This window comes from Calidithermus terrae, from assembly GCF_003574345.1.
Classification (GTDB): domain Bacteria; phylum Deinococcota; class Deinococci; order Deinococcales; family Thermaceae; genus Calidithermus; species Calidithermus chliarophilus.
The window spans coordinates 1-10,216 of record NZ_QXDL01000149.1 but is presented as its reverse complement, the minus strand read 5'-3'; the positions used below and the strand labels follow the sequence as shown (position 1 = coordinate 10,216).

The following is a 10,216-nucleotide window of genomic DNA, read 5'->3' as shown; positions in this document are numbered from 1 at the left end:
CTCCATCACCAGCGCGGCGCCGGGGCCGTCGAGCTGCACCGCGATCTCCTGCTGGGGCGCGATGCCCAGCTCCGAGCGCAGGTTGCGCGTGGCGGTGATGGCCTGGTTCTCGGCCAGGCGTTCGCGCTCGGCCTCGACCACCTCGGGCTTGGCCCGCTCCACGAAGCCGGGGTTGGCGAGCTTGGCCTGGGCCTGGGCCACCAGGCGCTCGAGCTCGGCCAGGCGCTTCTTCTGGCGCTCGAGGAAGCTCTCGAGGTCGCCCTCGGGCTGCAGGTAGACGGTGGTGGTGGGGGTGGCCTGGGCGATGGCCTTGGCGGGGGCGCCCAGCGTGGCGTCGGCCTTGCCCAGGGAGCGGAAGAGGGCCAGGTTCTCCATCACCAGCGCGGCGCCGGGGCCGTCGAGCTGCACCGCGATCTCCTGCTGGGGCGCGATGCCCAGCTCCGAGCGCAGGTTGCGCGTGGCGGTGATGGTCTCCTGCAACGCCTCGAAGGCGCGCTCGGCCCCCAAGTCGCGCTCGCCCGCGGCGGGCCAGTCCTGCAGGGCGAGCTGTTTGGGGTCGCCGGTGAGGGCTTCGTAGAGCTCGGAGGTGATGAAGGGCATGATGGGGTGCAGCAGCTTGAGCAGGGCGGCGAGGGTCTCCTCGAGCGTGCGCAGCGTCGCCCGGTTGCCCTCGCGCAGCGCGGGCTTGGCGGCCTCGAGGTACCAGTCGCAGAACTCGCTCCACACCAGGTCGTAGATCAGGCGGGCCGCGCGGCCCAGGTCGTAGGCCTCGTAGGCCTCGGTGATCTCCGCGATGCCCCGGCTCAGCCTCGAGGTCATCCAGCGGTCGGCGAGGGTCAGGTCTTCGCGTCCTGCCTGTGGCGTCTGGCGTAGCGCGTCCTTGTTCATCAGGACGAAGCGGGTCGCGTTGTAGAGCTTGTTGGCGAAGTTGCGCCCCTGCTCGTAGCGCCGCTCGTCGTGGCGGATGTCCTGCCCGCCGGTGGCGAGGTAGTCCCAGGCGAAGCGGCAGGCGTCGGCGCCGTACTTGTCGATGAGCTCGAGGGGGTCGATGCCGTTGCCCTTGCTCTTCGACATCTTCTGGCCCTTGGCGTCGAGGTAGAGGCCGTGCAGCACGATGGTGTGGAAGGGGGCCCGGCCGGTGAACTGGTAGCCCGACATCTGCATGCGCGCCACCCAGAAGAAGATGATGTCGTAGCCCGTCACCAGCACGTCGGTGGGGTAGTGCTTCTCGAGGTCTCCGGTCCGGTCGGGCCAGCCCAGGGTGCTGAAGGGCCACAGGGCCGAGGAGAACCAGGTGTCGAACACGTCCTCGTCGCGGCGCAGCTTGAGGTGGGCTAAAGCAGGGTCCTTGTCGCAGTCGAGGTCGGGGTTGGAGGGGTCGGGCACGTAGATGTTGCCCTCCTCGTCGTACCAGGCGGGGATCTGGTGGCCCCACCACAACTGCCGCCCCACCGCCCAGTCGCGGATGTTCTCCAGCCAGTCGCGGTTGACCTTCTCCCAGCGCTCGGGCACGAAGCGCATCTCGCCCTTGTCGAGGCCGGCCAGCACCTTCTCGGCCACCGGCTTCATCCGCACGAACCACTGCGTCAGCAGCATCGGCTCGATGGGCTCCTTGGTGCGCTCGGAGAGGGGGAGCTGCACGGTGTGGGTCTCCACGCCCTTGAGGTAGCCCTCGGCCTCCAGGCGCTCGGCCACCTTGGGCCGCGCCGCGAAGCGGTCGAGGCCGCGGAACTCCTCGGGCACCAGCTCGCCCGCCAGCCTCGCGTTCAGGTCGATGACGCTGGGCATCTCCAGGCCGTGCCGCTCGCCGATCTCGAAGTCGGCGGGGTCGTGGGCCGGGGTGATCTTGAGCGCGCCGGTGCCGAACCCGCGCTCCACCGCCTCGTCGGCGATGACCGGGATGAAGCGGTCGGTGAGGGGGATGCGCACGCGCCTGCCGATGAGGCCCCGGTAGCGCTCGTCCTCGGGGTGCACGGCCACCGCCACGTCGGCGAAGATGGTCTCGGGGCGCTGGGTGGCGATCCGGATGCCCCCCTCGCCGTCCTCGAAGGGGTACTCGAGCACGTAGAGCCGGCTAGGGCGCTCCTCGCGGTCCACCTCGAGGTCCGAGAGCACCGTCTGGGCCACCGGGTCCCAGTTCACGATGCGCTTGCCGCGGTAGGCCAGGCCCTGGTGGTAGTACTCCACGAAGCTGCGCCGCACCGCGCGGGAGAGGCCTTCGTCCATGGTGAAGCGCTCGCGGCCCCAGTCGCAACTCGCCCCGATGCGGCGCAGCTGGTAGAGGATGGTGCCGCCGTTCTTCTCCTTGAAGTCCCACACCCGCTCCAGGAACTTCTCCCGCCCCAGGTCGTGGCGGCTCTTGCCCTCCTTGGCGAGCTCGCGCTCGACGAGCACCTGCGTGGTGATGCCCGCGTGGTCGGTGCCGGGGAGGTAGAGCGCCTCGTAGCCCTGCATGCGCTTGAAGCGGACGAGGGTGTCGATGATGGTGTTGTCCAGGGCGTGCCCCAGGTGCAGGTTGCCGGTCACGTTGGGCGGGGGGATCACGATGGTGAAGGGCCCTTTGCCCTTGCCCGCGTTGACCTCGGGCCCCAGCGGGTTCTTAGCCCACTCCTCGGCCCAGCGGGGCTCCACGGCCTGGGGGTCGTACGCCTTGGGCAGTTCCTTGGTGGCTTGGCTCATAGCTTCTCCTTGAGTCGGGGCAGCAGCTCGCCGAGTTCTTCGGCGAGCTCGAGGTCTTCGATGGGCATGAAGCGGTGGCGGTAGACCCTGCCGCTGTCCTCCTCGCCGTTGAGGACGCGGTGGTCCCAGGCGTCGGGGGCGTGGGGCGGGGCCTCGAGCCAGAAAAAGTGCTGGCGTTCCACGCGCCGGGCGCGGGCGTGCTCGAGGGCGGGCCGGTACTCGCGCGTCCCCAGGTAGACCGGGCCCTGCAGCCTTAGGCCCGACTCCTCCCACGCCTCCCGCACGGCGGCCTCGGCGGGGTCCTCGTCGGGCTCGACGCCCCCCGCGACCACCTGCCAGCCGGGCTCTAAGCCGGGGTCGTCGTGCCCGAAGACCAGCAGCTCGCGCCTCCCCCGGGTGACGTAGCACACCACGCGCTCGCGCACCAGCCGGGCGCGGAGCTCGGGCAGGAAGAGGTCTAAGTCCCAGGGCAGGGCGAGGCCCTCGAGCGGCACGAAGCGGTGGTGGTACGTGAAGCCTTGGTCCAGCTCCCCGTGGCTCACCACGTGCGACCAGGCGTCGGGGGTGGCGGCGGGGGCGGCCAGCCAGGCGTAGTGGAAGAGGCCGTCGTACGCCTGACCGCGGAACACGTGGGGACGGCGTGCCGAGCCCAGCAGGACCGGGTGGCGCAGCTCGAGGCCCGTCTCCTCCCGCGCCTCGCGCACCGCCGCGGCCAGGGGGTCCTCGCCGGGCTCGAGGGTGCCCCGGGGCACCTGGGGCATCGGGACGTCGGGCTCTGCCTCGAGGTGGTCGAACACCAGGATCTCGAGGCCTCGAGTTATGTACACCACCACTTTCTCCGCCATCCCACGCCTCCTTTCCCCAAAACAAAAACGCCCGCGCAGGCCCTGCTGCACGGACGAGGAAAACCCCGTGGTACCACCGCGCTTCCGATGAAGGTCGCGGGCTTAGGGTCGAGGGTCAAGGGCCTTTTTACGTTCGGCTCTAGACGCTAGACTCTGGGCTCCCGACGCTCCAAAGGCACTCGGACGTGCTGTGACGGGCACTCCCGGCAGGCTCTACTGGGCTCTGAGCCGTTCTTCCTGCGGGCTCGCGGGCGACGTTCGGTTTCCTCATCTCCAGACCGCCTTCCAGCCTGTGAGCGGTCCTCTCTGGGGAGCGGGGGGAAACCTACTCCTCCCGGTCGGCGCCTGGCTCGAGTATACACAAGAGCGCTTGGGGGGGTGTCGAGGGTCGATAGCCGGTAGCCGGGCGCAGAACGCGGGTCGTACGTCCTACGGCGTACGCCGTACGCACGACGCAAAACGCAAGACGCCAAACGCAAGACGCGTGTCCTACGTCGTACGCCGTACGTCTCGGTACGTCTCGGCCCTCGACCCTAGACGGACCACGCGCTACGCGCCTCGCGGTGGATGGCCTTCACAGCACCCTCAGCGCCTCGAGCGCCACCCCCTCCAGGCTGCGGGTGGGGGGCTCGAGGGTTCCCCCTGCCTCGCGGCGGGTTTCCTCGCGGACCCAGGCGTCGGTGCTGGGGTGGTGGGCGATCAGCCTGCGGGCTTCGGCGGCTAGGGGGGGCTCGAGGTCGGGGGTCATCCCGGCCAGGGCGCGCAGGGCCAGGGGGGCGGCTTCCAGGCGGAGGGCCTGCTCGAGGGCCAGGCGGTAGTGGGCGCGGCTCTCGGCACTCTCGCCCAGGGCGGAGTAGGTGCGGGCGAGGTGGTTGTAGGCCAGGGCTTCGCCCCAGGGGTGGTGGCCGAGCTGGAAGCGCTCGAGGGCCTGCCGCTGCAGGCGCAGGGCCTGCTCGGCCTTGCCGTCGCGCACCGCCAGGCGGCCCAGGCCCAGCAGCGCCCGGCCGATGCTCACCGGGTCGCCGGTCTGGTAGGCGGCCTCGAGGCTGGCCTGAAGCCGCTCGCGGCACTCCTCGTTCTCGCGCTCGATGCCCGCCACGGCGCCGAGCCAGAGCTGGGCGGCGGCCTCGCTGAAGCGGTCGCCGAGCTGCTGGCTGAGGGAGAGGGCCTGGCGCAGCAGTTCGCGGGCCACGCCGTACTGGCCCTGGGCGGTCCAGGCCTGGCCCAGCCCGGTGAGGGCTAAGCTGGTGCCGCGCAGGTCGCCGAGGGCGCGGTAGTGCTCGAGCGCCTCCTGGAAACGCTGGCGGGCGGCCTCCTGCTGCCCGAAGCTCAGGGCGACGAGCCCCAGGTTGTACAGGCAGTTGGCAGCGCCCCAGCGGTGGCCCGCCTCCCGCCGCAGGGCCAGGCTCTGCCCGAACAGCTCCTGCGCGGCGCGGGCGTGGCCTTCGCTGAGCTCGACGAGCCCCAGGTTGTTCAGGCAGAAGGCCCGCTCCTGGGGGGCTTCTGCCAGGGATAGGGCGCGCTCGAGGCCCTGCCGGGCCTCGCCCAGGGCGCTCAGGCGGTAGAGCAGGCGCCCTTTGCGGGCGAGCACCCGGGCCTGGAGCCCCGGCGCGGGCAGGCCCTGCGCCTCGGCGAACCACTCGACGCCCTCGCGGAAGCTCCCGCGCAGCTCGTGCAGCAGGAAGACCCCGTCGCTCATCGGCTCGAGGAGGGCCGGTTCGTGGGCCACGGCCCACCGCCACGCGGCGTGCAGGTTGTCGCCCGCCGCGCTCAGGCGGCGCAGGGCCGCGTGCTGGTCGCCGCCCGTCAGCGAGCCGGCTTCCCGGTGCAGCAGGGCCGCGAAGTGCCGGGCGTGGGCGGCCCGGGTTCCGGCGGGCACGCGGGGGCTGAGGTGCTGGCGCACGACCTCGAGGATGCGGAAGCCCGCCTCCTGACGCTGCAGCAGCGCGCGGTCGGTGAGGGCGGCCAGCAGGGCGGGGGAGGCCTGGGCCACCTGCTGGGCGGTCTCGAGGTCGAAGCCGCCGCGGAACACCGCCAGCCGCTCCAGCGCGGCCCGCTCCTCGGGCCGCAGGGCCTCGAGGGTGGAGTCGAGCACGGCCTTCAGGCTGGCGTGCCGCCCCCCGGGCGAGCCCGGGGAGCCGTCGAGCAGGTCGAGGTCGTGCTCGAGGTGCGCGGCGATGGCCTCGCAGCCCATCAGCCGCACCCAGGTCGCGGCGAGCTCGAGGGCCAGCGGCATCCCCGAGAGCTGGCGGCAGATCCGCCCGATGGCCTGCCACTCGGCGGGCGCCGGGGCGAAGCCGGGCTTCGCCCGCTCGGCCATGGCGCGGAAGAGCTCGGCGGCGGGGCTGCCGCGCACGGCCCAGCTCTCCGCGGCCACCGCCAGCCCGTGCACCTCGTAGACCCACTCGCCGTGCAGCCGCAGGCGCTCGCGCGAGGTGAGGAGCAGCTTTGACGGCGTCTCGCGCAGCAAGACCTCGAGCTCACCTGGCTCCTCCAGCGCTTCGGCCTCGTCGAGCACCAGCCAAGGGCCGCCCTCGCGCACGCGGTGCAGCAGCGCCTGCAGGGCGTTGCCCCGGCCCAGCAGGGGCAGCCCCAGCGCCTCGGCCAGGCTCGAGACCAGCTTGCCCCCGCCCAGGCTCACCCAGTGCAGGGCCTGCCCCTGCTCCCGAAGGCGCTCGGCCACCGCCAGCGCCAGCCGGGTCTTGCCGATGCCGCCGGGCCCGACGAGGTTGAGCAAGCGGCAGTCGGGCCGCTGAAGGAGCAGCAGCACGTCCTCGATCTCCTGCCGCCGCCCGACCAGCGGGGTCGGGGGAGCGGGCAGGCGCGGGGCGGACAGGCTCGAGCGCGCCGGCCCCAGCAGGGCCCTGGCCTCGGCGGAGGGCTCGAGGCCCAGCTCCTCCCGCAGCACCTTCTCCAGGCTCTGGTACAGCCGCAGCGCCCCGGCGTGGTCGCCCTGGCGCTCGAGCAGCCGCATGGCCTGGAGGTAGGGCCCCTCGGCCAGGGGGTCGGCGGCGATGGCCTGGCGGCAGTACGCCAGCGCCTCCCCGGCCCGTCCGGCCTCGGCCCGCCGGGCGGCGAGGGCGGCGAGGGCCTCGAGGTAGCGCTGCTGGAGCCGCTCGCGGGCTTGGGCCTGCCACTCCTCGAACCCGACGGCCCCCTTGAGCTGCAACCCCTGCAGGAAGGGGCCCCGGTACAGCCCCACGGCGCGCTCGAGCTCGCCCGCCTCCAGCGCCGCCTCGAAGGCCCACAAGTCCGCCCACAGGTGCTCGCGGGAGAGCGCGAGGGTCTGGGGGTCGAGCTTCCGCAGCGCCTCGCCCAGGGTCTGGCCGAGCCTCGAGACCTCCTGCCGCAGCGAGGCGCGGGCCTGCTCCTCGGGGTGGTCGGGCCACAGCAGCCCGGCCAGCTCGGCCCGCGCGCTCCCGCCCGGCTGCGCGGCGACGTAGGCCAGCAGCGCCAGCGACTTCCGGGTCGCCAGGTAGACGCGCTCGCCGCCCCGCTCGAGTCCCGCCGGCCCCAGCAGGTAGAGGCTGGGCCTGCCCTGCCCTGGGGCTTCGGCCCGCTCGGCCAACGGGGGCACCGGTTGGGGGGCGATCATGGGGAGACTATGCACCCCCCGGGTGCTCACCCGCCAGGCCAAAAACTGCTCATACCCGATTCGGTCGGTTCGTCACCGCTCGGTGATGAACCGACCCGGCCGGAGGGAGTGCTCTAGGGTCCCAAAAGATAGCCTCCAGGGTTCTGGGCTGGACGATTACCTTTTTGAACCCGGTATCACGGCGGTCGTGCGCTGCCCGGCCCCCCGGGGCTGCTCAACCGGCGCAGCAGCGTGCGGGCGTCGGCCGCGCCCCAGCGCTCGACGATCCGGCCGTGCCGCAGCCGCAGCAGCTCGAGGCTCTCCAGCCGCACCTCCTCCCCGGTGGGGGCCACCCCCAGGAAGTCGCCGCGGTGGGTGCCGCGCCACCGGCTCCGCACGGCCACGCACTCCCCTTCGGCCACGCAGTCCTCGACGGTCACCTCGAGGTCGGGAAAGCCCGCATGGAGCAGCGCGTACAGCCGCTTAGCCCCCTCACGCCCCGCCGGCAGCCCCAGGACCTCCGCGACGTGGTCGAGGCAGTCGGGCGCCAACAACTCGTCCACGGCGCCCAGGTCCCCCCGGTTGATCACCGCGTCCATGAACCGCCGGACGATGCTCTTGTTAACCTCCGACACGCTCCGACCTCCCTGAGGGGAGTGTGCCCGTGGGGGTGTGAAAAGAGCGTCAAAGGGGTGGGAGGCGCGTAGCCCGGGGCTGGTCGAGGGTCTAGGGTCGAGGGCCAAAGCATTTCGCGTTTTGCGTCTTGCGTACGACCTAGGGTAGGACGTACGACCCGCATCCGACGTACGACCCGCATCCGACGTACGACCCGCTATCGGCTATGGGCTACCGGCGTTCGGCCATCAACCACCGGCCCTCCCCACCGCAAACCCCGTGAGGCAAACCGCTTTGCACCCCGACAGATACGGCCAATGTGACCTTTCCCGCCTTCGGATATCGCGCTGCTCACTATCCTTAGAAGGATGAGTGGCGTGAACGAAGCCTCGGTGCTCGAGGCGCTCAAGACGGTCAACGATCCCGAGCTGCACAAGGACCTCGTGAGCCTCGGGATGGTGGAAAAAGTCACGGTCGAGGGGGAGAAGGTGGGGGTGAAGATCAACCTCACCACCCCGGCCTGCCCGCTCAAGGGCCAGATCGAAGCCGACGTGCGGGCCGCCCTAGCCCGCATCGGCGTGAAGGAGCTCGAGGTGCACTTCGGCGCCACCGTGCGCGCCCCGCAGAACCTGCCGCTGCCGGGCATCAAGCACGTCGTGGCGGTGGCCTCGGGCAAGGGCGGGGTGGGCAAGAGCACCGTGGCGGCCAACCTGGCCGTGGCGCTGGCCCAGGAGGGCGCTTCGGTGGGCCTGCTCGACGCCGACATCTACGGCCCCTCCCAGGCCCAGATGTTCGGCACCCAGGCCGAGAAGCTGCGGGCGGACGAGCAAAAGCGCATCGTGCCGCTCGAGCGCTACGGCATCAAGCTCGTCACCATCGCCAACATCGTGCCCGCCGGGCAGGCCATGGTGTGGCGCGGCCCCATCCTGCACGGCACCCTCAAGCAGTTCCTGCACGAGGTGGCCTGGGGCGACCTCGACTACCTCATCGTGGACATGCCCCCCGGCACCGGCGACGTGCAGCTCTCGCTGGCCCAGCTCACCAAGGTCTCGGGCGGCGTGATCGTGACCACCCCCCAGGACGTGGCCCGCATCGACGCCGAGCGCGCGGTGGACATGTTCAAGCGGGTGCAGGTGCCGCTGCTGGGCATCGTGGAGAACATGTCTTACTTCGAGCAAGGCGGCCAGCGCGTGCACATCTTCGGCCAGGGCGGCGGGCGGCGGATGGCCGAGGCCTACAAGACCGCCTTCCTGGGCGAGATCCCCATCGCCGTCGCCGTGCGCGAGGCGGGCGACGCCGGGGTCCCGGTGGTGCTCTCCGCGCCCAACAGCCCCGAGGCCCAGGCCCTGCGCCAGACGGCCCGCGCCCTGGCCGCGCAGCTCTCGGTGCAGAGCTACATGCTCCTGCCGATGGCGTGACGGGCCTATGGGAGCGGCTTTAGGAGGGGAGGAGCGATGGTAGGGTTGGGGGATACCAAGCTGAGGATCCTCGAGCACCTGCGGCAGTCGCCGGCTACCGCGGCCGAACTCTCCGAGCTCATGGGCATCAGCAAGGTGGCCGTGCACCGCCACCTCGAGGACCTCAGCCGCGAAGGGCTCGTGAAGGGCCGGGAGGAGAAGTGCGCGGGCCGGGGCCGCCCCCGCCAGGTGTTCACCGCCGTTGACGAGCAAACCCCCTACGTCAAGCTCTGCAGCGACCTGCTCGAGCACATCAACGACCTCTTCGGGCGCGGCGCGGTGCTGCAGGTGCTCTCCCTGCGCAACGCCAAGCTGCTGGCCCAGGTCGGCCCGCTGCTGGAGGGCCTGCCGCTGGAGCAGAAGCTCTGCCGCCTCGCCGAGTACCTCACCGAGCAGGGCTACCAGGCGACGTGCTACCAGCAGGACGGACGCTGGTACTTAGAGCAGCACCGCTGCCCCAAGCTCGCCCTCTCCACCGAGCACTACGACCTCTGCCAGACCGAGCAGGAGTTCTACCAGCAACTGCTGGGCCTCCCCGTGGCGCGCGAGGAGCGCATCGCCGCGGGCGGGCGCTGCTGCCGTTACCGCATCGGCTGAGGCGCGGGGTGAGGGTTTCTCATCCCCCTGCCACGATTCCCCGCGGCATCTCGGCCACAATGAGCCGGAACATGAGAGCGCTCGTGCCGCTACTGCTGGCTCTTTCCGCCCTAGCCATGGCCCAGACCGACCGCCTCGAGGGGAGCACCTGGGAACTGCGCCGCATCGGCCTGCGGGAGGTGGGCGCGGGCGAGAAGCCCACCCTGCAACTGGCGGGGGGACGTTTCGGCGGCTTCGCCGGGTGCAACCGTTACGGCGGGAGCTACCGCCTCGAGGGCAGCCGTCTGGCCTTCGGCCCCGTGACCGGCACCAAGATGGCCTGCGCCCCGGAGCGGATGGAGCTCGAGCGCGCCTTCACCGAGTCGCTCGCGCGGGTGCAGCGCTACTACCTCGCCCCGGACGGCCAGACCCTGGTGCTGTGGGGCGGGGGGGCCAGCCTGCGCTTCGCC

General features: G+C 71.7%; 6 protein-coding genes and 1 pseudogene. 3 read left to right on the top strand and 4 right to left on the bottom strand.

Annotation, left to right across the window (positions count from 1 at the left end; genetic code table 11):
* Nucleotides 1–63: 63 nt before the first annotated feature.
* The 4 genes and pseudogenes from Mterra_RS15125 to Mterra_RS15110 form a co-directional block, all read right to left on the bottom strand.
* Nucleotides 64–2,679, bottom strand: a pseudogene (locus tag Mterra_RS15125) (valine--tRNA ligase); the annotation flags it as partial.
* Nucleotides 2,676–3,524 carry an NUDIX domain-containing protein gene (locus Mterra_RS15120; protein WP_119315931.1) on the bottom strand — a complete coding sequence of 283 codons (849 nt, stop codon included), beginning with the start codon at nt 3,522–3,524 and terminating at the stop codon, nt 2,676–2,678. The gene Mterra_RS15120 and the pseudogene Mterra_RS15125, both read right to left, overlap by 4 nt.
* A 574-nt stretch (nt 3,525–4,098) precedes the next feature.
* The gene (locus Mterra_RS23475) at nt 4,099–7,119 is read right to left on the bottom strand and encodes an ATP-binding protein (RefSeq protein ID WP_119315930.1); all 3,021 of its coding nucleotides are present in this window, start codon (nt 7,117–7,119) and stop codon (nt 4,099–4,101) included.
* Nucleotides 7,120–7,295: 176 nt separating this feature from the next.
* Nucleotides 7,296–7,733, bottom strand: coding sequence for an ester cyclase (locus Mterra_RS15110; RefSeq protein ID WP_119315929.1), 438 nt, complete (start codon nt 7,731–7,733; stop codon nt 7,296–7,298).
* 348 nt (nt 7,734–8,081) lie between these two features.
* Here Mterra_RS15110 and Mterra_RS15105 point away from each other — a divergent pair, with 348 nt between their 5' ends.
* The 3 genes from Mterra_RS15105 to Mterra_RS15095 all read left to right on the top strand — a co-directional run.
* Nucleotides 8,082–9,131, top strand: a complete 1,050-nt coding sequence (locus Mterra_RS15105; protein ID WP_119315928.1) for an Mrp/NBP35 family ATP-binding protein — start codon at nt 8,082–8,084, stop codon at nt 9,129–9,131.
* Nucleotides 9,132–9,167: 36 nt separating this feature from the next.
* Nucleotides 9,168–9,767, top strand: a complete 600-nt coding sequence (locus Mterra_RS15100) for a helix-turn-helix transcriptional regulator (protein ID WP_119315927.1) — start codon at nt 9,168–9,170, stop codon at nt 9,765–9,767.
* A 71-nt stretch (nt 9,768–9,838) separates the two neighbouring features.
* The coding region (locus Mterra_RS15095; RefSeq protein ID WP_170159687.1) for an META domain-containing protein at nt 9,839–10,216 on the top strand (378 nt) is incomplete at its 3' end.